Source organism: Arthrobacter sp. Leaf141 (genome assembly GCF_001424565.1).
Classification (GTDB): Bacteria; Actinomycetota; Actinomycetes; order Actinomycetales; family Micrococcaceae; genus Arthrobacter.
Genome location: NZ_LMOL01000013.1, coordinates 35,354 through 56,086, shown reverse-complemented (window position 1 = coordinate 56,086; position 20,733 = coordinate 35,354). Strand labels below are relative to the sequence as shown.

Genomic DNA, 20,733 nt, shown 5'->3' with positions numbered 1-20,733 from the left:
CTTGCTGCTCGACCGTCGTGCCTGTCTGTCCTACGTTACTGCCCGGGGGCCTTCTGCTGGGGAGCCGGCACGGACCCGCCGTTCAACTCCACTTTCGGGGCGGCCGGCGCTGCCGCGGCGGGCTTCTCCACCGGCGCAACCGCGGCCGGTGCGGCTTCGGCAGGTTTCCGGCTCTCCAGCGGCTCACCCTTAGTGGCCGGCGGCACCACAATCAGCTGTCCGGCAACGGCCGGCGCCGGTATCACGGCACCTTCCGTGGTGCCCTTCACGGCCGGGGTGGCCTTACCCGTAACGGTGAGCGTGGACAGGTCGATCTGGCCCTGGACAGTGGAAGCCACCATGCCGAGGTCCTTCGCTTTGGCCGCAAGGTTCTGCGGCGCCTCGAAGTTCTGCACCTGCTGGGTCAGGTCCTGGTTTTCCTTGGTGAGTTTGCTCTGCGTGGCGCGCAGTTCCACCAGCTGGTACTGCGAGGTGGACACCGAAATGTTCAGGACCAGCACAGCCACCAGGGCAACGGCCAACAGTGCGAAGCAGAGGACCACAAACGGGGCCCGGCGTTTACGGGGCACCGTCCTGACCACTGAGAGCGGTGTGCGCTCCCGCCGCTTTTCGCCGGGCTTTGCAGCGGGCACGCCGGCGCCGGCTGACCTGCCGCTGACGGCGGGAAAGTTCTTGACGGCGGCGGTGCTCATGCAGCTCTCCTGGCTCGGATACGTTCCGCTGCCCGCAGTCTTGCTGAAGCGGCGCGGGGATTTTCAGCGATTTCGACGGCGGTGGGCACCTCGGTGCCTTTGGTCAGGGTCTTCAGTTCAGGCTTGTGTTCCTCAAGTTCCACGGGGAAGCCGAGGGGCGCCGAGGATTTGGAACGGGACTGCAGGACGCCCTTGACGATTTTGTCCTCCAGCGAGTGGTAGGACATCACCACCAGGCGGCCGCCCATGGCCAGTGCATCGGCGGCAGCCGGGACGGCCCGTTCAAGCACTTCGAGTTCCTCGTTCACTTCGATCCGCAGAGCCTGGAACGTCCGCTTGGCGGGGTGCCCGCCCGACTTGGCCGCAGCGGCGGGGACTACGGAGCGGATCTGTTCCACCAGTTCGCCGGTGGTGCGGAACGCCTTGACGGCACGTGCGGCCACAATCCGGTTGGCAATGCGGCCGGCAAACTTTTCCTCACCCCATTTGCGGATGATCCGGACCAGTTCGTCTTCGCTGTAGTTGTTAACGACGTCGGCAGCGGTCTGCCCGCGGCTGGTGTCCATGCGCATGTCGAGGGGCGCGTCGAAGGAGTAAGCGAAACCCCGTTCGCGTTCGTCCAGCTGCAGGGACGAGACGCCGAGGTCCATCAGGATTCCGGAAACGTTCGCGACGCCGAGATCCGCCAGGACATCCGCGATCTCGTCGTACACGGCGTGGACCAGGTCGGTCCGGGCTGAGAAGGGAGCCAGCCGCTCCCCCGCCAGCGCCAGGGCCTCTTCGTCGCGGTCGATGCCGATGAGGTGAAGGTCCGGGAACCGCTGCAGCATGGCTTCCGAGTGCCCGCCCATGCCAAGCGTGGCATCGATGGCCACGGGCGTTTCGCCGCGGAGCCGGGCAGCTTCGAATCCGGGTGCCAACAAATTAATGCACCGGTCCTTGAGGACCGGCACATGGCGTTCGGACGTGGGCTTGGGGTGTTCGTTCATGCCTCGTCCTTTCTCGCCGTTGGTACTGCTGATTGCTTCTTGGTCTGGATCCCCATCCGCGCCTACCGTCCTGCCCGCCTGGCTCCGGGGAAGTGAGCCAGGTTGGCCGGTCGACGGGCCGGCTGGAGATCCCGATCAAGAAGCGTTCCTGCTGTCCGCCCGGGATCCTAAAGAATGCCCGGGATCGGATCATCAGTTTCGGAGAACGCTGTTTCCTTCTCCGCGAGGTACTCGTTCCATGCCTGGGCGTCCCAGATCTCCGCGCGGGATCCTGCACCTATGACGGCCAGTTCCCTGCCAAGCCCTGCGTACTCCCGAAGCGCCGGGGGGATGGTGACCCGCCCCTGCTTGTCCGGTACCTCATCCGAGGCTCCAGAGAGAAAAACACGGATGTAGTCACGGGCCTGCTTGGAGGAAATTGGTGCCTCCCGCATCTGCTCGTGAACCCGCGCAAACTCCTTCTCGCTGAAAACGTAGATGCAACGTTCCTGGCCCCTTGTCAGCACCAGTCCGCTGGCAAGCTCCTCACGGAACTTAGCGGGAAGGATAATCCGGCCCTTTTCATCCAGACGCGGCGAATGTGTGCCAAGAAACATTGGCCCACCGCCTGTCCGCTGTCAGGAACTGCACATCCCCTATGTTGCAACTACCCTCTTATGTCCTCCACATTACTCCACTTTCCACCACAGTCAACGCAAAACGCTCCACCTGAGGGGTGGAACCGGGTCCCGTTGGCTCCACCTGCCGCGTTTTTGCGCCGGTGGTGCGAAGTGGAGGCTTCAGGGCACGGAGCCGGGCTGCGAACCGCTGGGAAGAGGCGTGGCGCGAACCGCCGGGAAGAGGCGTGGCGCGAACCGGCTCCGGAGGATCGCTGATCCGGCGCTTAAACGCCAAAAGGCCCGCCGAAGCGGGCCTTTTGCCGCACCCGCCGGATGGCGGGGGGCAAAGTGGAGGGGACAGGGTGGCGGTGGCCAAACGTGGAGTGCCGGTCCTGGGACCGGCATACCGGCCTAGGGTTCGCCGCGGCGCCGTTCGTCCCAGCGCTCTTCGAGGCTGTTCATAAACGAGCTTCGCTGCTTCCCGGGCTTGGGGCTGCCCGCCTTGTTGCCGGCTTTGGCCGCGGCCGAGCTGCGCATCGTCGCGAAGTAGACACCGCCGCCCATAACGATGAAGCCCAGCACACCCAGAATGATGTTTTGCAGGGTCACGCCCACCAACAGCAGGAAGATCCCTGCCAACGTGCACAGGACGCCGATAACGACGTGCCTGGTTGACCAGGAGCGTCCTGGATCCGACCCCATGGAGTTTGCAAACTTGGGGTCATCCTCGTGAAGCTGCTTTTCCAGCTGCTCAAGCAGCTTTTGTTCGTGCTCCGACAGCGGCATCACGACCTCCTTTACTAGGCCAACGTCCGGTCTGGTCCCAGCCAGTACTCTGTATCCATCAACGACTGGGGTGCCTGGAATGTTCCCGCCGTGCCGTCGATGGCAGTAGCGGGGACCAGGCACGCAGCCCACGGAGCGGGAGCATGTCCAAGAGGGTCCGGCAGTAAGTCCATTCACTCAAAAACTATGTAGTAATAAGGATAGTTTGTTGGGGCCCGATCTGAAAGACGGCAATGACTTTCCAACCGGCTGCATCCCGGACAGTTAGCTTGCGGGTTCCCCACCGGCGTCCGGTTCCATCAATCGGGCCGGCAGGACGGACTTGTTGCCGAATTTCCGGGTGACCTGGTCCAGGACCTGTTCGGCCGCCCGCCAGTTGTCATCCCGGCGGTCAAAGCTCAATTGCAGCGACGTCCGTGCGGCATCCTCAAGCTGTTCCGCCCTGACCCCCACCAGCCTGACGGTCATGGGCCGCTCCCCCACCGATTCCAGCAGCTGCAGGGCCACCGCGTAGATGAGTTGCGCACTGTCGACCGGCGTTTGGACGGTGCGGCTTCGGGTGATGGTGGAGAAGTCGGCGAACCGCAGCTTCAGGGCGACAGTGCGGGCCACCATCCCCGCACTGCGCAGCCGGCCTGCCGTGCGGTGTGCCAAGCGCAGGATCTCCCGGTGGAGGAGGGCGTCGTCCGCGGTGTCCACGGCGAAGGTCTCCTCCGCGCCGATGCTCTTCTCCAGCCGCGTGGGGGTGACCGGGCGGGCGTCAATGCCCCACGACAGGTTGTGGACGTGTTCGCCGGTGGCCCCGAGGGTCCGCTTGAGGGTGGCCACTGGCGTGGCGGCCACATCCGCCACGGTCCTGATCCCCATGTTGGCCAGGACGTCGGCGGTCTTGGCGCCTACGCCCCACAGGGCGCCCACCGGAAGGCTGTGCAGGTAGGCCACGGTCTGGTCCGGGCCGATCATCAGCAAACCGTCGGGTTTGCATCGGGTGGAGGCAATTTTGGCAACGAACTTTGTTTCGGCGATCCCCACGGAGGCGGTGATCCCGAGCTCGGCGGCCACGCGGCGGCGGATCAGTTCGCCGATGCCCCGGGGCGGGCCGAGGCGGCGCAGGGCCCCAGTGACGTCCAGGAACGCCTCGTCCACGCTGAGCGGCTCAACCAGGTCCGTGACGGATTCGAAGATGGCCATCAGCTGGGCCGAGACCTCGTAGTACAGCTTGTGTCGGGGTTCAATCACCACGGCCTGCGGACACATCCTCATGGCCACGGCCATGGGCATTGCTGATTTGACGCCGAAGGCCCTGGCCTCGTAGGAGCCTGAGAGGACCACCGAACGTTCGCCGGGGAATCCCACGATCACCGGCCTGCCCACAAGTTCGGGCCGTGTCCGCAGCTCGACGGACACAAAAAAGGCATCCATGTCCACGTGCATGATGCACTGGCGCCGGCGGCCCGTGGCGGCTGGCTGCACCGGCTGGTCCCTACCCTGTTGCTGCACGGCTGTAATCCTATCCGCTGGTACTGACTAAACTGGAGGCTGCATCCGGTATCAACACCAGGAGGAACGCCCCTGTGACGGTCTTTGGAAGACTTCGAACCACTGGCCTGGCCGCCGCTGCGGCCGGCGCCGCGCTGGCCCTGGCGGCCTGCAGCCCAACACCGTCGGGGTCCCCCGCTCCCAGCCCTTCCGATTCCTCGCCGGCTGCCGCCGAAACCGCTGCAACTGCGCCGCCCAGCCCGTCGGCGTCGCCCAATACCTCCGCCACCGTGGGCGCCCTGGTGGCGGGGTTCCCGCAGCAGCTGCTGCCCCTTATGCCGCAGGCCACTGTCCAGTCAAGCAGCTTCGACAGGGCCTCCACCCTGGCCACCGTTGGCCTGGTGGCCACCGTGAACGCGCCGGCTGCCGCCGTCGTGGATTTCTACACCAAGGCGCTGGAGCCGCAGGGCTTCAAAGCCGTCCCGGGCGATGCCGTCGCCGGCCAGCCGTCCAAGGACTTCGTGCGCGGCGACAACGAGACCGTTAACCTCTCCGTGGTGGAGAAGGCCGGCGTGAGCACCTTCACCATCGGCGCCAACGTCGCAGCCGGGTCCGCCAAGTGACGGCGGCCGAGCAGCTTCGCAATGAGCAGGCCGACTTCGTGGCGGCTGTGGCCGGGGAGCTGACATTGTTCCTCACGTCGCGGCAGTCAGTGATGTCCGCCATCTCCCCGGACATCGACCCCATTATGGGGGCCATCTCCAACCTCGTCACCGGCGGAAAGCGCCTGCGGGCCCTCATGTGTTACTGGGGCTGGCGCGGCGCCGGCGGCGATCCCGCCGCCGCTGAGGTGGTCACGGCGGGAGCTGCGCTGGAGCTTTTCCAGGCCGCCGCCCTGATCCATGACGACATCATCGACCGGTCCGATACGAGGCGCGGCGGACCCAGCGTGCACCGCAGCTTCAGCCAGCTGCACGGTGCCCAGGGCTGGGCACTGGACAGCGAACGCTTCGGACAGGCCGCCGGTATCCTCGCCGGGGACCTGTGCCTTTCGTTCAGCGAGGAAGCCTTCACGGACATCGGCGAGCGGGCGGCTGCCGGCAGCCGGGCCAGGCTCATCTTCAACCTGATGCGCGCCGAGGTCATGGCCGGGCAGTACCTGGATATCCTCGAGGAGGTGGCCGGCCCGGTCCGGGACCGGGCCGGGGCAGTCAGCCGGGCGCACTCCATCATCAGGTTCAAGAGCGCCAAATATTCCACCGAACATCCGCTGGCCCTGGGCGGCGCCCTGGCCGGTGCGTCGAACGAGCTGCTGCGGGGCTATTCGGCCTTCGCGCTGCCGCTGGGTGAGGCCTTCCAGCTCCGCGATGACGTCCTGGGCGTCTTCGGCGATCCGCTGACCACCGGCAAACCTGCCGGCGACGACCTTCGCGAAGGCAAGCGGACGGTCCTGGTGGCCCTCGCCCTGGACCAGGCCTCAGAAGCCGAATCCGCGTTCATCGACTCCCGCCTGGGCAGCCAGGACCTTTCCGACGAAGACATCCTGGAGATCCGCAGGATCATTGAGGAGTCCGGTGCGCTGCAGGCAACCGAGGTGCTGATCAACGAATTCGGGGCGGCGGCTTTTGACGCCCTCGAGGCCCTGGACCTGGACGAGCTGCCCAAGACGGCGCTGCGGCGGCTGGCCGAGGCCACCGTCAGCCGCGCGTCCTGAGGGAATGTGCCGCTACCAGGCCAGGGTCTGGGCCCGGCGTCGGATTTCGGTCTTCCGGCCCTCGCGGAGGGCGTCGATGGGACGCCCGCGCAGTGATTCGTCCGGGGTAAACAGCCAGATGATCAGGTCCTCATCGGAGTACCCGGCGTCGGCCAGGACCACGATGGTCCCCTTGAGGCTGTCCACCACCAGGCCGTCCTGGATAAAAGCCGCGGGGACCGAGCGGATGCGCCGCGCACCGACCCTGAGCGCGGCCAGGGACCGTTCATCGAGCAGGCTGTGGACCCTGGTGATGGAAATATCCAGCAACTGGGCGACGTCGGGCAGGGGCAACCATTCGCCCACAAGGTTTTCTACATTACTCACTGACCAAGATTGCCATGCCGCGTACCGTGCCGCCTAGTCGGAACCGCCGCCGCTGCCCCGGCCCGCGGACACACCAGGAATTTCCGCGTTACGGCAATTACCGGAATTCTTGTGCTAATCCCGGATTCATGAGAGATTCACACTGATCACACTGGTAACAGCAATAACTTGACTAACATTAGTATCAAATATGACAACGGCCTCCCCACCGTTGAAAGCCGTTATGACCCCCCGCAGTGAGAAGAGGATCCATTCCATGACGACGTTCCGTCCGCGCAAGCACTCCACCAGGCCGAGTCTGCCGATGATTGCCGCCACCACCGCGGCACTGCCCGCGGTTGTTTTGTCGTCCCTTGCACTCGCGCAGCCGGCGGCCGCCGAGCAGCCTGCCCGCGCCATCCCCGCCACCCTCGCAGCGGCGCTGAAGGCCCAGGCCGCACAGGTGGCAACAATCATCCCCGCCGCCGCCGTGCCTGCCGCTATTCCTGCCCTGCGCCCCGCCGCGCCGGCAGTACCCGCCGAGTACACCATTGCGCGTGGCGACACCATCAGCGCCGTGGCCGGCCGGTACGGCCTGGGCACCAACGAGGTGCTGGCCCTGAACAACCTGCAGGCCAACACGATCATCTACCCCGGCCAGAAGATCAAGCTCCCCGGCTCCGCGAAACCGGCCACCCCGGCCGCAGCCCCGGCTGCGCCGGCAGCCGCGCCGTCCACCGGAGCCACGTACACGGTCAAGCCCGGCGATACGCTCGGCGCCATCGCTGCCCGGCACAACGTGAGCCTGTCCAACGTGTTCAGCTGGAACAACCTGGGCATGAATTCGATCATCTACCCGGGCCAGAAGATCAAGGTGGGGGCAGGCGGCGCGCCCGCAGCCGCCCCGGCCCCGGCAGCCCCGCTGGCCAACACGTCCGCCACGTCGCCTGCTTCGGGCCAGTACACCATCAAGGCCGGCGACACGCTCTGGGCCATCGCTTCCCGGAACGGCGTCAGCCTGGCCAGCCTGCTGACCGCAAACCGGTTGAACGCCAGCGCCATCATCTACCCCGGCAGCAAACTGGTCATCCCGAATGGTTCAGCCCCCGCTGCCGCCGCCCCTGCTGCACCTGCGGCTCCGGCTGCGCCCGCCGCGCCGCTGGTCCCCAGCTCGTTCCTGGGCTTCAGCTACCCGGCCGCTGTGGTGAGCTCAGCCAACGAGAACAAGGCACTCCTGAACGCCTCCCCGGTTCCGTCCCGGGCCGAAATGAAGACCATTGTTGCCGACACGGCCCGGAAGATGGGCGTTGAGCCCTCGCTCGCCCTGGCCTTCGCGTTCCAGGAGTCCAGCTTCGACCACCGTTCGGTTTCGCCCGCCAACGCCATCGGCACCATGCAGGTTATTCCGAGTTCCGGCCAGTGGGCGTCCGACCTGGTGGGACGGAAGCTGAACCTGCTTGACCCGTATGACAACGCCACCGCTGGTGTTGCCATCATCAGGCAACTGCTCGCCACCAGCAGGGATCGCGACTCGGCCATCGCCGGCTACTACCAGGGCCAGTATTCCGTCAGCAAGTACGGCATGTACGACGACACCAAGCGTTACGTCGCCAGCATCAAGGCACACCAGCAGAGCTTCGGCTAGGACTGCGGGCCCGGCTGCCGGGCCCGCATCATGCAGTGCGGACAGGGTCCGGACCGGAATGAGCCGGTTCGGGCCCTTTCCGTTGCGGGATTAGGATCGAGGGATGCAGGAACACGTGTCAGACCCCCTCGTCGGAACGCTGGTGGACAACCGCTACGCGGTGCTGTCCAAGCTGGCGCGCGGCGGCATGTCCACTGTTTACCTGGCCATGGACCAGCGCCTGGAGCGCGAAGTGGCCCTGAAGGTGCTGCACCCCTACCTCTCAGCCGACGAAACGTTCCTTGACCGCCTGGGCCGCGAAGCCAAGGCGGCCGCCAGGCTTTCCCACCCCCACGTGGTGGGCGTTTACGACCAGGGCACCGATAACTCCACGGCGTACCTGGTGATGGAATACATCAAGGGCCACACCCTGCGTGACCTCCTCAACAACAAGGGCCCGCTGCCGCCCCGGCTGGCGCTGGCGCTTATTGATCCCGTGGTGGCCGGCCTCGCCGCCGCCCACGCCGCCGGCTTCATCCACCGGGACGTCAAACCGGAAAATGTGCTGATCGCCGACGACGGCAGGATCAAGATCGGCGACTTCGGCCTGGCCAGGGCGGTAACCACCGCCACCAGCACCGGAGCCCTCATCGGAACCGTGGCGTACCTGTCACCCGAACTGGTCCTCACCAAACCCGCCGACGCCCGGAGCGATGTCTACTCGGTGGGCATCATGCTCTACGAGATGCTGACCGGACGGCAGCCGTTCAGCGGCGAGAGCACCATCCAGGTGGCCTACCAGCACGTTCACGCCACGGTGGGACCGCCGTCGGCGGTTGTTCCGGGCCTTGCCGCCGAAGTGGACGAACTGGTGCAGTGGTGCACCGCCAACGACCCCGAGAACCGGCCCGTGGACGCCGCCGCCCTCCTCCAGGAGCTGCGCCACATCCGCACCAACCTCACGGACCCGGAGTTGGACCTGCAGCCCCCGGCCCGCGCCGGACACACCGGCATGCCTCCCGTCCCGGTCCAGCACCCCACGGAGCACATCGCGGCGGCCCACAACCCCACAGAGTTCATTCCCGCGGTACAAAACCCCACCGAATTCATTTCCCAAGGCAGCAATCCAACCACCATCATGCCGCCGTCCCGCCCGCCGGGCGGTCCGGGCGGGCAGGATGCGCAGCGGCCCGGATACGCCGCGCAGCCGGCCTCGCAGCCGGCCTCCCAGCCGGCGGCGTGGGCGGCGCCCGGCTCCGGGCATGCCCTGACGCCGCCCGGCGACCGGGACGACAACCGGCAGGCCGGTCCCTGGGAACCGGTCGCACCGCTGCCCGGCAAACGTGAACAGCGCAGGCTGGATAAGGAGTCGGAGAAGGCCCGGGCACGTGCGGCTGCCACCCCCGTGCGGACCCTCCGCGAGGGCAGCCCCCGCCGCCGCGGCGTCCTGTGGGTGGTCATCCTGGTCATCGCGGCGCTGCTGGCCACCGGGGCAGGCTGGTTCTTCGGTATGGGCCCCGGGGCTGCAGCCAGCATTCCTGCGGTGGCCAACAAGACCGTTGCGCAGGCCCAGCAGATCCTGGACCAGGCTGGCTTCCGCGCCACCACCAGCGATGTTTTTGACGACGACGTCCCCAGCGGGCTGGTGGTGGGCAGCGAGCCGGGTGCCGGCGTCGAAATCCGGAAGTTCCAGCCGGTGTCCCTGTTCGTATCCAAGGGCCCGCAACTGTTTCCGCTGCCGGATTTCGCCGGCGGCACCCTGGACGAGGCCAAAGCCGGACTGAACACGGCGGAAATGGCGCTGGGCGCCGTAACGGAGGCTTTTGACGAAAAAGTGCCGGCCGGCGTGGTGATGAGCCAGGACCCTGCGGGGGGAACAGCGGTGCGGCACGGAACGCCAGTGGCATTGACGGTCTCTAAGGGCCCGCAGCCCCTTCCGGTCCCGTCCGTGGTGGGCCAGAAGGAAGACGCTGCCAAGAAGGCCATCGAAGCGGCCGGGCTGAAGGCAGAGGTGGCCGCCGAGGAGGTCTTCGACGCGAAGGTCCCCGAAGGATCAGTGGCGAGCCAGTCCCCCGCGAACGGCACCCTCACCAGGGGCGGCACGGTCACGCTCACCATCTCCAAGGGGCCGCGCATGGTGGACGTGCCAAGCTTCATCGGCAAACAGGCCTCGGACGCACGGGCAGCGCTGGAGAAGCTCGGTTTCGTTGTTAGTGAGGACAAAATCCTTGGCGGCTTCTTTGGTACCGTCCGAGCCCAGGATCCGGTGAACACCAAAGCTCCCTTCGGCTCCGTCATTACACTAACCGTGGTCTAGCCGGACCGGACCGTTAACGGAAAATGCCCGCCAGCCAGGGGTTTCCTGGCCGGCGGGCATTTCTTCTGTCAGCCTCTAGTTCTTGGCCAGCGCCCCTGCCACCAGGAACGCCATCTCCAGCGACTGCATGTGGTTCAGGCGCGGGTCGCAGACGGATTCGTAACGGTCCAGGAACGCTTCCTGGTCCACGGGATCGGCGCCGCCCAGGCACTCGGCAACGTCGTCGCCGGTCATTTCGACGTGCAGGCCACCCGGGACGGTGCCCAGGGCCTGGTGCACCTCGAAGAAACCGCGCACCTCGTCGATGACGTCGTCGAAGTTGCGGGTTTTGTAGCCGTTGGGCGAGGTGACGGTGTTGCCGTGCATGGGGTCGGTGACCCACAGGACCTGCGCACCGGAGGCCGTGACCTTCTCCACGACGGCGGGAAGCTTCTCCCGGATGTTGCCGGCGCCCATGCGGGTGATGAAGGTGAGCCGGCCCGGCTCACGCTCGGGGTCCAGCTTGTCGATGAGGCGCAACGCGTCGTCGCCCGTGGTGGACGGGCCGAGCTTGACGCCGATCGGGTTGCGGACCCGCGAGAGGAAGTCGACGTGCGCGTGGTCCAGTTCCCGGGTCCGCTCACCGATCCACAGGAAGTGGGCGGACGTGTCGTACGGCAGGCCGGTCCGGGAGTCGATGCGGGTCAGCGCCCGCTCGTAGTCCAGCAGGAGGGCTTCGTGGCTGGCGAAGAATTCAACGCGCTTCAGCGCCTCAAAGTCGGCGCCGCAGGAATCCATGAACTTGATGGCCCGGTCAATATCGCGGGCCAGGGACTCGTAGCGGGCGTGGGCCGGGTTTTCGGTGAAGCCCTTGTTCCACTGGTGCACGGAACGGAGGTCGGCGAATCCGCCCTGCGTGAAGGCACGGATCAGGTTCAGGGTCGACGCCGAGGTGTGGTAGGCGCGCAGCATCCGGGCGGCGTCGTGGCCGCGGGATTCGGGGGTGAACTCGTAGCCGTTGACGATGTCGCCGCGGTAGGCCGGGAGCGTCACGCCGTCGCGCGTTTCATCGTTGGAGGAACGCGGCTTCGCGAACTGGCCTGCCATGCGTCCCATCTTGATGACGGGCATGGCGGCACCGTACGTCAGGACCACTGCCATCTGCAGGATCGTTTTGACGCGCGCGCTGATCTTGTCCGCCGTGGCGGCCTCAAAGGTCTCGGCGCAGTCCCCGCCCTGGAGCAGGAAGGCCTTGCCCTGGGCCGCGGCGGCCAGGCGTTCGCGCAGGACATCCACTTCGCCGGCGAAGACCAGCGGCGGAACAACGGAAAGCTCCTGCACAGAGGCTTCGAAAACGTTGCGGTCCTGCCAGCTGGGCTGCTGGGCGATGGGGAGGTCCCGCCAGTGGTCCAGTCCGGGATAGTTGGCTGCACCGCTCTGGGCGGTGCCGGACAGGGAAAAGGCAGGTTTTGCAGATAGCTCAGTCACCCCCTAAGACTAGCGCCAGCCCGGACCGCCGCGACACAGCCGCTGTCACGCGCCCACGCTGCGGCGTCACAACTGCGCTTGGGCCGCTCCGGCAGGGCCGGGCGCGGCGCTATCCGGTGGCGGCAGCCCCGTCGTCGGACTCTTTTTGCCCGTCCACGGTGCCACCTTGAGGCACGGCGTCCGGGGAGCGGTCGACGGCGGCCGGGGCGCCGGCGAGCCGGAGCTTCACCACGGCGGCATATTCGTCCACGTATTCCTGGCCGGACAGGCGCATCAGTTCGAACATGATGGCGTCGGCAACTTTCCGCTGGACGGCGCGGTCCTCGGCCTGGTCCCGGTATTCGCTGAAGTCCAGTGGCTCACCAAAGATCATGCCGATCCGGCGGATGTTGGGCAGCCGCTTTCCGATGGGCTGGACTTTGTCGGTGCCGATCATGGCCACCGGGACCACGGGGACCCCGGCCTCCAGGGCCAGCCTGGCCACCCCCACCTTGCCGCGGTAGAGACGGGAATCGGGGCTGCGGGTCCCTTCCGGGTAGATGCCCAGCAAGCCGCCATGGCCCAACACGTCCATGCCGGCGCCGAGCGATGCAGCAGATGCGGCCCCGCCGGAGCGGTCCATGGGCAACTGGTTGGTCAGCCGGAAAAACAGTGCCGTCAGCCTGCCCTTGACGCCGGTCCCGGTGAAGTACTCCGATTTGGCCAGGAACACCACCGGCCGCCGCACCATCAGGGGCATAAAAATGGAGTCCGAGAATGAAAGGTGGTTGGAGGCGATGATTGCCGCGCCCTCGGCCGGAATGTTGTCCAGTCCCTTGACCCACGGGCGGAAAAGGAGCTTTAGCACCGGACCCAGGAAGATCCTTTTCATGACCCAATAGAACACGTGGTGACCTCTCCGAAGGCGGCCGTCAGGCCCCGCGTCGGGCCTGGTCAGCAATTGACTGCAACCCTACTCTAGTGAGAATTCCCCGGAACAGTGACACGATGGAGCCATGCCCGAAAGCAGCCTTCCAGCCCCTCCTGCGGCCTACAGTTCACCGGGCCATGGGCCCAATGCGCGGATCGGCGTGGCGATCTGCCATGGCTTCACCGGCAGCCCGCTCAGCGTCCTGCCCTGGGCCGAGTACCTGGCGGCGCAGGGTTATGCGGTGACAGTTCCCCTGCTTCCCGGCCACGGCACCTCCTGGCGGGACCTGGCCGGGCGCGGCTGGCGCGAATGGTTCACCAGCTACGAGGCGGCATTCCTGGAACTGCGGGCACGCACGGACACCTGCTACGTGGCGGGGCTGTCGATGGGCGGCACCATCGCCCTGCTGGCAGCGTCCCGGCACGCGGTGGCCGGCGTGTCCGTGGTCAATCCCGGCCTGACGTTTTACGACCGGCGGGTGCGCGTGATCGGCGTCCTTAAGTACTTCCAGCGGACCACTATTCCCATCCAGGAGGAAATGACCACCGCGCCCCGCACCGAGGACGGCGACTACTCGCGCACCCCGCTGGCAGCCGTCCACGAACTGCGTAAGCTCTTCGCTGCCGCCACCCGGGGCCTGCCCCGGATCACGGCCCCCGTGCAGGTCTTCAAATCCCGGACGGACGTGGTGGTGCCGCCCACCTCGCTGGAACTGCTGAAAAAATGGCTTGGCCCGCGCCTGGTGGCGGTGGTGGACCTTGATAGCAGCGGCCATGTGGCTACGCTTGACGTGGACGCGCCACGGATCTTCTCGGACTCGAGCGCGTTCTTTGACGCCAACGCCCGCGCAAGCACCCTGGAGAGCCCATGACCGGCGGCCCTGACCACAGCCCCTTCAGCAGCACGTTTGGCGAGGGCGGCGCACGCACCGGGGTGGTGCTCTCCCATGGCTTCACCGGCAGTCCGCATGGTCTTCGGGCCTGGGCGGAAGCCTTCGCTGCGGCCGGGTTTGCCGTGCGGATGCCGCTGCTCCCGGGCCACGGCACAAGCTGGCAGGACCTCGCCCGGACCCGGTGGCAGCAGTGGCATAACGCCCTTGATGAGGCCTACCTGGACCTGGACGCCCAGTGCGACCAGGTGTTTGCTGCCGGCCTGAGCATGGGCGGCGCCCTGGCGCTGCGGATCGCGGCCACCCGCCCCGTAGCCGGGGTGGTCCTGGTGAATCCCGGACTGGTGCTGGACGATCCCCGCGCGCCCCTGGCCGGAATCCTGAAGCTGGTGCTCAAGTCGACCCCACCGATTTCCAACGACATCCTCAAGCCCGGCATGGATGAGGGCGCCTACCTCCGCACGCCAGTTGCCGCGGCCCACGAACTGAACAAGATGTTCAAGGACACCGTCCGGTTGCTGCCCCGCGTCACCGCCCCGGTCCAGGTATACCGCTCCACCGTTGACCATGTGGTCTCCGATTCCAGCATCGCTGCGCTCCGCCGCGGCCTGACCCATGCGCCGCTGGAGCTGGTGCGGCTGGAGAACAGCTACCACGTGGCCACCATGGACAACGATGCGGACCGGATCTTCCAGGGCTCCGTGGACTTCATCAACGGCCTGGTTCCGCCGGCTTCCGGCTCCGGCTCCAGCTCCGACAACCAGGAGGCCCGGCATGGCCAGGCATGACCCGGGCGCTCCTGACCAGGGCGCCAACCAGGATGATGCCGTGTGGCTGGACCTGGTGGCCCGCCTGCAGGAGGACTCCCCCGCCGCCGGCGCCGCCCCCATGGACGGCGCCACAGACGCCGGCCGGCGCGCTGCCCCGACCTTCCGGGACTTCGATCCGCTGGGCCTCGCCGGTTCCCTCCCTGCCGAACCTGCAGTTGCGGGTGCCAACGACGCCGGCGGCGGATCCTCCGCGCTCCCGGGCCCGCGGGACTACGGGGTGGAGGACGACGACGAGGACGGGTTTGTCCCTGCCGAACCGCCCAGCCTGGCCGGGACGGATCCGCTGACCGTCCTCGCCTGGCTCGGAGCGGTGGGCGGCCCGGTGGCATTGCTTCTCTCCGTGATGTTCTGGCGTTCAGCACCTGTGCTGGCCATTGTGGGGATTGTTGCCGCGTTTGTCCTGGGCACGGTGTACCTGATCATGAAGCTGCCCTCGGAGAAGGCAGACGGCGACGACGGCGCCCGCGTCTGAGCCGGCCGGCTGCTGATGTGAAGGGCGCCCTCAACACTACTTTTCGGTTCACCTAAATTAAGCTATTCTCGTCGTAGCACCGCCCCCAACGACGAGGACACATCATGGCCGTCACCACCTTGAATAAAAAGCCGGCGACGCCCCGCGCCTGGTCCCGGCTGCTGTTGCTGGGGCCCGCCTTCGTAGCCGCCATTGCCTACGTGGATCCGGGCAACGTTGCCGCCAACCTCACGGCCGGGGCCAACTTCGGTTACCTGCTGGTATGGGTGTTGGTGGCCGCCAATGCCATGGCGGTGCTGATCCAGTACCAGTCAGCCAAGCTGGGGCTTGCGACGGGGCTGAGCCTGCCGGAAATCCTCGGCCGGCGCCTTGGGACGAAGCGGCGCCGCGCCTACTGGGTCCAGGCCGAAATTGTGGCCGGCGCCACCGACATGGCCGAGGTGATTGGCGGTGCCGTGGCCCTGAACCTGCTGTTCGGCCTTCCGCTGCCGGTCGGTGGGGTCATCATCGGTATCGCCTCCATGCTGCTGCTCACCCTGCAGTCCAACCGCAGCCAGCGGTCATTTGAGCTTGCCATCCTGGTTCTGCTTGGTGTCATTGCCGTGGGTTTTGTCTCCGGCCTGTTTGTGAACCCGCCGGACGCGGGGAGCGCCCTGGCCGGCCTGGTCCCCCGGTTTGAAGGAACGGACACCGTATTGCTGGCGGCGAGCATGCTCGGTGCCACCGTGATGCCGCACGCCATTTACCTGCATTCCGCCCTGGCCCGGGACCGGCACGGCTTCTCCCCCGACCCGGCCGTACGCACCCGGCTCATCCGCGCGACACGCTTCGATGTGGCCGGCGCATTGCTGCTGGCCGGCGTGGTCAACATCGCGATGCTGCTGCTGGCGGCGTCCAGCCTGCGCGGGGTGGAGGGCACCGACACCATTGCCGGGGCCCACGCAGCCGTTACGTCGGCGCTGGGCCCGGCCATCGGCGTTGTGTTTGCCATCGGCCTGCTGGCCTCCGGACTGGCCTCAACCTCCGTGGGCTGCTACGCCGGCGCCACCATCATGGGCGGGCTCCTGAAGGTGCGGATCCCGCTGCTGACCCGCCGGGTCATCACGCTCATCCCGGCCCTCATCATCCTGGCGGCGGGCATCGAACCCACCCTTGCCCTGGTGCTCAGCCAGGTGCTGCTCAGCTTCGGCATCCCCTTCGCCCTGATTCCGCTCATCCGGCTGACCGGCAAGCGGGAGATCATGGGCATCCACACCGACTCCATGCCCCTGAAGATCGCAGGCTGGACCAGCGCCACCCTGATTGTGGTCCTGAACTGCGTGCTGATCGTCCTGACGTTCCTCGACCAGGCCTGACCGGAGCCTCACGCCCCGCCGGGGCGCTCCTGGGGTGCGCAGCAGGCGCACCCGGCTGTGGCTGCATCTTCGTTGTCCGCACCGTCGGCATTCTCCGCGACGGCTGCGGGGTCCGCGGCGGTAAAGGAGGGCGCGCAGCACGCATCGCCCTGCCATGCGGCCAAACCTTCCTTGACGGCAATGCCGGCGATCACCAAAGCGGCGATGGGGTCAGCCCAGGACCAGCCCAGCGTTGAATTGAGGACCAAGCCCACCAGCAGGACAGCCGACAGGTAGGTACAAAGCAGGGTCTGCTTTGAATCGGCGACGGCGGACCGGGAACCCAACTCCCGGCCGGCGTGCCGTTGCGCCCAGGACAGGAATGGCATTACGGCCAGGCTGACCGTTGCGAGCACAATGCCCACCGTCGAGTGGTCCGCTTCCCCGGCCCCGGCCAACGCCCTGACGGCATCGATCGAAACAAACAGGGCCAGGCCAAAGAAGGAAAACGCGATCAGGCGCAGCGCAGTCTTCTCCCTGGCCTCCGGGTCACGGCCCGCGAACTGCCAGGCCACGGCAGCGGCGGAGAGCACCTCGACAATGGAGTCCAGGCCAAATCCGATCAGCGCGCTGGAGGATGCCAGGGAACCAGCCGTCAGTGCCACCGCCGCCTCCACCACGTTGTAGCTGATGGTGGCGGCCACAAGGAACCGGATCCGGCGGGACAGGACGGCACGGCGGTCCCGGGTGGGGGCCTGGACTGCGGACGCGGCGGCCATCAGCAGCAGCCGTCCACAGCACCGCTGCCGCAGGCACACCCGGCCTTGGCGACGGCCACCACGCCGAGCAGGGCGGTCAAGGCATCACCCAGCCGGGGGTCGGCAAGTTCGTAACGCATCCGGCGGCCTTCAGGGACCGCGACCACCAGCCCGCAGCCGCGCAGGCAGGCCAGGTGGTTCGACAGGCTCTGCTTACTGACGCCTGCGGCCAACGCCAGGTCGCCCGGGTATGCCGGGGCTTCGCGCAGCGCCAGCAGCACCTGGGCCCTGGTGGCGTCCGAGAGGGCATAGCCAAATCGGGCCAGGACGGACGTGGCAGCTAAAGTCTCCATGCGGCAATGGTACATCCATCGATGTACCGAACTGAACCAGCGCCTGGTCCGGCTAGCTGCGGACGCGGCTGCTTACCCTGGACAGGTCAGCGGCACCGATCAGACCGGCCTTGGGCCCCAGCGCCGCCAGCTCGATGCCTGCCACGGGCCGGAAACCCCGGCCCGTCAGGTTGCGGGCAAAAGCCTTACGGGCCGGTTCCACCAGGAGCTCCCCGGCCGAACACAGCCCGCCACCAATCACAAAGAGGCCTGGATCCAGGGCTGCGGCGAGGTTAGCCAGACCCAGGCCCAGCCACTCCCCCACTTCCTCCAGCAGTTCGCGGGAAGCGGAGTCGCCGGCGAGCGCCAGCTCCGTCACCACCACCCCGGTGATGGCGTCCGCATGTCCGCCCACCGCCGTCAGCAGGTCCTGCGCCATGGGCGAGTTGGCGCTGGCCAGCAGCCGGGCTTCCCGGCCCAGGGCGTTGCCGGAGGCGTACTGCTCCCAGCAGCCCCGGTTGCCGCATTCACAGCGGTGCCCGCCGGGCATAATGACCTGGTGGCCGAATTCGCCGGCCACCCCGAAGCGTCCCCGCTCCACCCTGCCGTCCATCACCATGGCCCCGCCGATTCCGGTGCCCAGCGTGATGCAGACCAGCCGGTCCTCGCCCTGGCCGGCGCCAAAGCGCCATTCGGCCCAGGCAGCGGCGTCGGCGTCGTTCGCCAGCAGCACGGGGCGGCGGAGCAGGCGCTGGAGGTTGGCGCGCAGGGGCTCGTTGCGCCAGGCGAGGTGCGGACTGAACAGCACCGTGCCGCCGTCAAGGTCCATCCAGCCGGCAGCGCCGATGCCCACGGACCAGATCCGGTGGCCCTGCCCAAGTTCCGCCACGAGTTCCACAATGACGCGTTCCACGGCCCGCGGATCGTTGCCGGGCGTTGACCGCCGGGCTTCCCGAAGGATCCTGCCTTCGGCGTCCACCACGCCTGCGGCGACCTTGGTGCCGCCGATGTCGATCCCGATGGCCAGGCCCTTCCGGCCCAGCCTCAGGTGCTCGCGGAAGCCTTCACCGTGCCGGGCCCTGGCGCGGTAGGCGGCGGGCCTGCGCCGCCACGGGGCGGACCTTCTCGGGGAGCCGGCCTGTTCGCCGGGGGGTGGTGCGTACATAGTCCACCATTCTAGGTCGGCACCGGGACCGGGCAGCGAATCCGGCACACGCCGGGCGCCGGACCGATTGACGACTAAGTTACTCACCAGTAGCTTTGGTTACTGCATGGGCCTGCGCGGGCGTACTAGTCTTGGGGCATACCCCAGCGCGGGACCTCGGATATCAAAGGAGCTATAGTGCGCGAATTCAGTGTTCCGCCTCTTGTTGTTGTCGCACCGGAGACCAACATCACCGACCTGGTACTGCGGCAGGCCACCAAAGCCAGCAACCCCGCACTGTTTTCCCGGCTTGATGCGGCAGGCGCCTGGCAGGACATTTCCGCCACGGACTTCCTGGCCGACGTCCAGGTCCTGGCCAAGGGCCTGATCGCCAGCGGCGTGGGTGCCGGTGACCGCGTGGGCATCATGTCCCGGACGCGCTACGAGTGGTCCCTGGTGGACTTTGCCATCTGGTTCGCCGGCGCGGTTTCGGTCCCGATCTACGAAACGTCGTCGCCGTCGCAGGTGGCCTGGAACCTTGGCGACTCCGGCGCCGTGGCCGCGTTTGCAGAGTCCGCGCACCACGAGAACATCATCCGGCAGGCCGTCACGTCCGAGGCCCTGACGGGGCTCCAGCACGTCTGGCAGCTGGAAGGCGCCGGCCTGGATGCCCTCCGCGGGGCCGGCGGGGACGTCAGCGATGCGGACCTGGAGCAGCGCCGCTCCACGGCCGGCCTGGCCGACGTCGCCACCATCATCTACACCTCCGGAACCACCGGCAGGCCCAAGGGCTGTGAACTGACCCACGGCAATTTTGTGGAACTCTCGGACAACGCGCTGTCGATCATCGGCGAGATCGTCCACGAAAACGCCAAGACCATCATGTTCCTTCCCCTGGCGCACGTATTCGCCCGGTTCATTTCCGTCCTGGCCATGGCCGGTGGCACCACCGTGGCCCACACGCCGGACATCAAGAACCTCCTGGCGGACCTGCAGAGCTACGAGCCCACGTTCATCCTGGCAGTACCCCGCGTCTTTGAGAAGGTCTACAACTCGGCACTGACCAAGGCCGAGGACGGTGGCAAGGGCGCCATCTTCCACCGGGCAGCCGATACCGCGATCGCCTACTCCAAAGCCCGGCAGGACGGCCGTGTGGGCCTGGGCCTCAAATTGCGCCACGCGCTTTTCGACAAACTGGTCTACGGCAAGCTCCGCGCCGCCATGGGCGGGCAGGTTGCCCACGCCGTGTCCGGCGGCGGCCCCCTGGGCGAACGCCTGGGCCACTTCTTCCAGGGCATCGGAATGCAGGTCCTCGAAGGCTACGGCCTGACCGAAACCACGGCGCCGATTTCGGTCAACACCCCGTCCAGGATCAAGATCGGCTCGGTCGGCAAGCCGCTGCCGGGCAACGCGGTCAGGATTGCCGACGACGGCGAAATCCTCGCCAAGGGCGTTTGCGTGATGCACGGCTACTACCACCGCGAAGAGCTGATGGCCGAAACCTTCGTGGACGGCTGGTTCCGGACGGGTGACATCGGCCGCCTCGATGAGGACGGCTTCGTCTGGATCACCGGCCGGAAGAAGGAAATCATCGTCACCGCCGGCGGCAAGAACGTGATCCCGGCTCTCCTCGAAGACCAGATCCGGGCTGACGCCCTGGTGTCGCAGGTGCTGGTGGTGGGCGATAACCGGCCCTTCATCGGAGCACTGGTCACGCTGGACACCGAGGCGCTGCCGGGCTGGCTCCAGCGCCACGGCCTGCCGGGCGATACGTCCCTGGCGGACGCTGCGGGCCATCCCGTGGTGAAGGCCGCCGTCCAGGACCTCATCACCGCGGCCAACGCCTCGGTCTCCCAGGCGGAGGCCATCAAGTCGTTCCGGATCGTCCCGGCTGACTTCACCGAAGCGTCAGGGCACCTGACCCCATCCATGAAGGTCAAGCGGGCCCAGGTCATGAAGGACTTCGAGACGGTCATCGACGAGATGTACGCGGCCCCGCGGGGCTGACGGGGAACACAAAAGCGCGGGGCCACCTCACGTGGCCCCGCGCTT

General features: G+C 67.1%; 20 protein-coding genes. 9 read left to right on the top strand and 11 right to left on the bottom strand.

The window, feature by feature from the left end:
• Window positions 1-35: 35 nt before the first annotated feature.
• From ASF72_RS10735 to dinB, 5 genes are all read right to left on the bottom strand, one after another.
• A complete protein-coding gene (locus ASF72_RS10735; RefSeq protein WP_050684142.1) occupies window positions 36-692 on the bottom strand; it encodes a hypothetical protein in 657 nt (218 codons plus the stop codon).
• Window positions 689-1,681, bottom strand: coding sequence for a 16S rRNA (cytosine(1402)-N(4))-methyltransferase RsmH (gene rsmH / locus ASF72_RS10730; protein ID WP_056598758.1), 993 nt, complete (start codon window positions 1,679-1,681; stop codon window positions 689-691). The genes ASF72_RS10735 and rsmH overlap by 4 nt, the downstream gene beginning before the upstream one ends.
• A 167-nt stretch (window positions 1,682-1,848) precedes the next feature.
• On the bottom strand, window positions 1,849-2,277 hold the full coding sequence (gene mraZ, locus ASF72_RS10725) for a division/cell wall cluster transcriptional repressor MraZ (RefSeq protein WP_009358613.1): 429 nt from the start codon (window positions 2,275-2,277) through the stop codon (window positions 1,849-1,851).
• Between the two features lie 414 nt (window positions 2,278-2,691).
• The gene (locus tag ASF72_RS10720) at window positions 2,692-3,066 is read right to left on the bottom strand and encodes a DUF3040 domain-containing protein (RefSeq protein WP_050684140.1); all 375 of its coding nucleotides are present in this window, start codon (window positions 3,064-3,066) and stop codon (window positions 2,692-2,694) included.
• Window positions 3,067-3,330: 264 nt separating this feature from the next.
• Window positions 3,331-4,500, bottom strand: a complete 1,170-nt coding sequence (gene dinB, locus ASF72_RS10715; RefSeq protein WP_056598858.1) for a DNA polymerase IV — start codon at window positions 4,498-4,500, stop codon at window positions 3,331-3,333.
• A 140-nt stretch (window positions 4,501-4,640) separates the two neighbouring features.
• On the opposite strand from dinB, the gene ASF72_RS10710 reads away from it, so the two are divergent.
• Window positions 4,641-5,168 carry a hypothetical protein gene (locus ASF72_RS10710; RefSeq protein ID WP_056598755.1) on the top strand — a complete coding sequence of 176 codons (528 nt, stop codon included), beginning with the start codon at window positions 4,641-4,643 and terminating at the stop codon, window positions 5,166-5,168.
• Window positions 5,165-6,259, top strand: a complete 1,095-nt coding sequence (locus tag ASF72_RS10705; RefSeq protein ID WP_056598752.1) for a polyprenyl synthetase family protein — start codon at window positions 5,165-5,167, stop codon at window positions 6,257-6,259. The genes ASF72_RS10710 and ASF72_RS10705 overlap by 4 nt, the downstream gene beginning before the upstream one ends.
• A gap of 12 nt (window positions 6,260-6,271) precedes the next feature.
• Here the strand turns inward: ASF72_RS10705 and ASF72_RS10700 are convergent, their stop codons facing one another.
• On the bottom strand, window positions 6,272-6,625 hold the full coding sequence (locus tag ASF72_RS10700) for an Rv2175c family DNA-binding protein (RefSeq protein WP_050684137.1): 354 nt from the start codon (window positions 6,623-6,625) through the stop codon (window positions 6,272-6,274).
• A 256-nt stretch (window positions 6,626-6,881) separates the two neighbouring features.
• On the opposite strand from ASF72_RS10700, the gene ASF72_RS10695 reads away from it, so the two are divergent.
• Window positions 6,882-8,249 carry a lytic transglycosylase domain-containing protein gene (locus tag ASF72_RS10695; RefSeq protein WP_050684136.1) on the top strand — a complete coding sequence of 456 codons (1,368 nt, stop codon included), beginning with the start codon at window positions 6,882-6,884 and terminating at the stop codon, window positions 8,247-8,249.
• 103 nt (window positions 8,250-8,352) lie between these two features.
• Window positions 8,353-10,545 carry a Stk1 family PASTA domain-containing Ser/Thr kinase gene (locus ASF72_RS10690; RefSeq protein WP_056598749.1) on the top strand — a complete coding sequence of 731 codons (2,193 nt, stop codon included), beginning with the start codon at window positions 8,353-8,355 and terminating at the stop codon, window positions 10,543-10,545.
• A 75-nt stretch (window positions 10,546-10,620) separates the two neighbouring features.
• Here the strand turns inward: ASF72_RS10690 and ASF72_RS10685 are convergent, their stop codons facing one another.
• Both ASF72_RS10685 and ASF72_RS10680 read right to left on the bottom strand, forming a co-directional pair.
• On the bottom strand, window positions 10,621-12,012 hold the full coding sequence (locus tag ASF72_RS10685) for a class II 3-deoxy-7-phosphoheptulonate synthase (protein WP_056598746.1): 1,392 nt from the start codon (window positions 12,010-12,012) through the stop codon (window positions 10,621-10,623).
• Between the two features lie 109 nt (window positions 12,013-12,121).
• A complete protein-coding gene (locus ASF72_RS10680) occupies window positions 12,122-12,898 on the bottom strand; it encodes a lysophospholipid acyltransferase family protein (RefSeq protein WP_056598743.1) in 777 nt (258 codons plus the stop codon).
• Between the two features lie 109 nt (window positions 12,899-13,007).
• Between ASF72_RS10680 and ASF72_RS10675 the strand changes: the two genes are divergently transcribed.
• The 4 genes from ASF72_RS10675 to ASF72_RS10660 all read left to right on the top strand — a co-directional run bounded on the left by ASF72_RS10675 (window position 13,008) and on the right by ASF72_RS10660 (window position 16,468).
• On the top strand, window positions 13,008-13,793 hold the full coding sequence (locus tag ASF72_RS10675; protein ID WP_056598740.1) for an alpha/beta hydrolase: 786 nt from the start codon (window positions 13,008-13,010) through the stop codon (window positions 13,791-13,793).
• The gene (locus tag ASF72_RS10670) at window positions 13,790-14,599 is read left to right on the top strand and encodes an alpha/beta hydrolase (protein WP_056598737.1); all 810 of its coding nucleotides are present in this window, start codon (window positions 13,790-13,792) and stop codon (window positions 14,597-14,599) included. The genes ASF72_RS10675 and ASF72_RS10670 overlap by 4 nt, the downstream gene beginning before the upstream one ends.
• Window positions 14,586-15,113 (top strand): hypothetical protein, encoded by a 528-nt coding sequence (locus ASF72_RS10665; RefSeq protein ID WP_056598734.1) that lies wholly within the window; start codon window positions 14,586-14,588, stop codon window positions 15,111-15,113. Before ASF72_RS10670 ends, ASF72_RS10665 begins: the two co-directional genes overlap by 14 nt.
• Before the next feature lie 104 nt (window positions 15,114-15,217).
• A complete protein-coding gene (locus ASF72_RS10660; RefSeq protein ID WP_050684129.1) occupies window positions 15,218-16,468 on the top strand; it encodes an Nramp family divalent metal transporter in 1,251 nt (416 codons plus the stop codon).
• 8 nt (window positions 16,469-16,476) lie between these two features.
• Here the strand turns inward: ASF72_RS10660 and ASF72_RS10655 are convergent, their stop codons facing one another.
• The 3 genes from ASF72_RS10655 to ASF72_RS10645 are packed head-to-tail and all read right to left on the bottom strand — an operon-like array spanning window position 16,477 to window position 18,702.
• A complete protein-coding gene (locus tag ASF72_RS10655; protein ID WP_056598731.1) occupies window positions 16,477-17,226 on the bottom strand; it encodes a cation diffusion facilitator family transporter in 750 nt (249 codons plus the stop codon).
• Window positions 17,226-17,558, bottom strand: coding sequence for an ArsR/SmtB family transcription factor (locus tag ASF72_RS10650; protein ID WP_050684127.1), 333 nt, complete (start codon window positions 17,556-17,558; stop codon window positions 17,226-17,228). Before ASF72_RS10650 ends, ASF72_RS10655 begins: the two co-directional genes overlap by 1 nt.
• Before the next feature lie 52 nt (window positions 17,559-17,610).
• Entirely contained in the window at window positions 17,611-18,702 is a 1,092-nt protein-coding gene (locus ASF72_RS10645; RefSeq protein WP_056598728.1) for an ROK family glucokinase, read from the bottom strand.
• 177 nt (window positions 18,703-18,879) lie between these two features.
• On the opposite strand from ASF72_RS10645, the gene ASF72_RS10640 reads away from it, so the two are divergent.
• On the top strand, window positions 18,880-20,688 hold the full coding sequence (locus ASF72_RS10640) for an AMP-dependent synthetase/ligase (protein WP_050684125.1): 1,809 nt from the start codon (window positions 18,880-18,882) through the stop codon (window positions 20,686-20,688).
• Window positions 20,689-20,733 lie beyond the last annotated feature (45 nt).

What these genes read in the sequence shown, in the direction of transcription:
- ASF72_RS10735 (WP_050684142.1), bottom strand. Translation starts at nt 692, where the DNA reads ATGAGCACCGCCGCCGTCAAGAACTTTCCCGCCGTCAGCGGCAGGTCA.
- rsmH (WP_056598758.1), bottom strand. Translation starts at nt 1,681, where the DNA reads ATGAACGAACACCCCAAGCCCACGTCCGAACGCCATGTGCCGGTCCTC.
- mraZ (WP_009358613.1), bottom strand. Translation starts at nt 2,277, where the DNA reads ATGTTTCTTGGCACACATTCGCCGCGTCTGGATGAAAAGGGCCGGATT.
- ASF72_RS10720 (WP_050684140.1), bottom strand. Translation starts at nt 3,066, where the DNA reads ATGCCGCTGTCGGAGCACGAACAAAAGCTGCTTGAGCAGCTGGAAAAG.
- dinB (WP_056598858.1), bottom strand. Translation starts at nt 4,500, where the DNA reads ATGCACGTGGACATGGATGCCTTTTTTGTGTCCGTCGAGCTGCGGACA.
- ASF72_RS10695 (WP_050684136.1), top strand. Translation starts at nt 6,882, where the DNA reads ATGACGACGTTCCGTCCGCGCAAGCACTCCACCAGGCCGAGTCTGCCG.
- ASF72_RS10690 (WP_056598749.1), top strand. Translation starts at nt 8,353, where the DNA reads ATGCAGGAACACGTGTCAGACCCCCTCGTCGGAACGCTGGTGGACAAC.
- ASF72_RS10675 (WP_056598740.1), top strand. Translation starts at nt 13,008, where the DNA reads ATGCCCGAAAGCAGCCTTCCAGCCCCTCCTGCGGCCTACAGTTCACCG.
- ASF72_RS10670 (WP_056598737.1), top strand. Translation starts at nt 13,790, where the DNA reads ATGACCGGCGGCCCTGACCACAGCCCCTTCAGCAGCACGTTTGGCGAG.
- ASF72_RS10665 (WP_056598734.1), top strand. Translation starts at nt 14,586, where the DNA reads ATGGCCAGGCATGACCCGGGCGCTCCTGACCAGGGCGCCAACCAGGAT.
- ASF72_RS10660 (WP_050684129.1), top strand. Translation starts at nt 15,218, where the DNA reads ATGGCCGTCACCACCTTGAATAAAAAGCCGGCGACGCCCCGCGCCTGG.
- ASF72_RS10655 (WP_056598731.1), bottom strand. Translation starts at nt 17,226, where the DNA reads ATGGCCGCCGCGTCCGCAGTCCAGGCCCCCACCCGGGACCGCCGTGCC.
- ASF72_RS10650 (WP_050684127.1), bottom strand. Translation starts at nt 17,558, where the DNA reads ATGGAGACTTTAGCTGCCACGTCCGTCCTGGCCCGATTTGGCTATGCC.
- ASF72_RS10645 (WP_056598728.1), bottom strand. Translation starts at nt 18,702, where the DNA reads ATGTACGCACCACCCCCCGGCGAACAGGCCGGCTCCCCGAGAAGGTCC.